Raw genomic sequence first — 1,237 nt, 5'->3', positions numbered from 1 at the left:
TGATCCTAGACAGTATCGTGGACAACAAATCCCTCTAAATTCTTAAAATATTTCTTCTCAAAGGCTTCAGGGCTTAACCAGCCATTTGCAGAATGTCTTCTGACCCGATTGTAATAAATCTCAATATAGTCAAACAAGACAGCATTCGCTTCTTTTCGAGTGGCAAACACACTGCCATGGACCACATGACCTTTCAATGTATGAAAGAAGCTTTCAGTCACTGCATTATCCCAACAGTTTCCACGTCTAGACATACTCTGAGTACAATCATTTGTCAGTAACAGCGCTCTAAAATCACGACTACAGTACTGTGAACCTTGGTCCGAATGAACCATAACACCAGTTGGATAACCCTGACGAGCCATTGCATAGTTAAACGTATCACACACCAACTGGCGGTCTATTCGATGGCTGGTTTGCCACCCCACGATACGACGACTAAATAGATCCAGCATCACACATAAATACAGCCAACCTTGCTTGGTACGGATATAGGTAATATCCGTTGTCCAAACCTTGTTAGGCTGAATGACTGTAAATTGACGCTCTAACAGATTGGGTGCTGTAGGCAAACGATGGTTTGAATCAGTCGTATGCTTGTATTTACGCGCAATCCTGCTGCGTAAACCCAGATTTTTCAGCATTCTTCCAACAGTGCGTTCACTCATGCTGTAACCTAAATCATGCATGTCATGTACCAATGAAGGTGCACCCAATCGTGCATGATGCTGCCAATATACGGCTTTTAAATCATTATATTTCTCTACCGTATTGGCCTGACGTTTTCGCCAGGCATAATAGCCTGAAGTGCTGACACCTAGGTATTTACAGGCAGAAGATACCGTGACTTCATTCATATCTAGATCTTGAATTACCGTGTACTTTTCTTGGCATGATCTGTTAGAAAGTACACATGCGCTTTTTTTAAGATGTCATTGGCTTCCTTGAGCTGTTTGACTTCTTTCTCTAATTCCAAGATCCGCTGTTGTTCTGGTGAAAGTTGACGTTTGCTTGAACCCACTGGATTGGTTTCACGAATCCATTTGTCTAAAGTTGAATAACCCACACCTAATTTCTGGGCGATTGCAGCTATAGGCTCGTGTGAGTTTGAAAGTGCATAATCAATTGCTTGCTGTTTAAATTCAGCACTAAAACGTTTGGCCATTTCTTGGATCTCCAAAGTTAACGTTACGTTATCTTTAGAGGGAAGTACTGTCCATTATTTTGGCTAGGATCA

The 1,237-nt window shown here is 41.7% G+C and carries 1 protein-coding gene; it reads right to left on the bottom strand.

Annotated features, from left to right (window positions below; genetic code table 11):
• Window positions 1–5: 5 nt before the first annotated feature.
• Window positions 6–1,165, bottom strand: a protein-coding gene (locus B806_RS0118555) for an IS3 family transposase (protein ID WP_085945698.1) whose coding sequence is annotated in 2 segments (ribosomal slippage) — window positions 6–931 and window positions 931–1,165 — 1,161 coding nt in all. Because the reading frame shifts where the segments join, the coding sequence is not laid out codon by codon here.
• Window positions 1,166–1,237: the final 72 nt, after the last annotated feature.

Origin of the sequence: Acinetobacter sp. TG2027 (genome assembly GCF_000302435.1) — a bacterium.
Classification (GTDB): Bacteria; Pseudomonadota; Gammaproteobacteria; order Pseudomonadales; family Moraxellaceae; genus Acinetobacter; species Acinetobacter pittii.
Note: the sequence above shows the minus strand (reverse complement) of the source record. Positions and strands in the feature narration are given on the sequence as shown.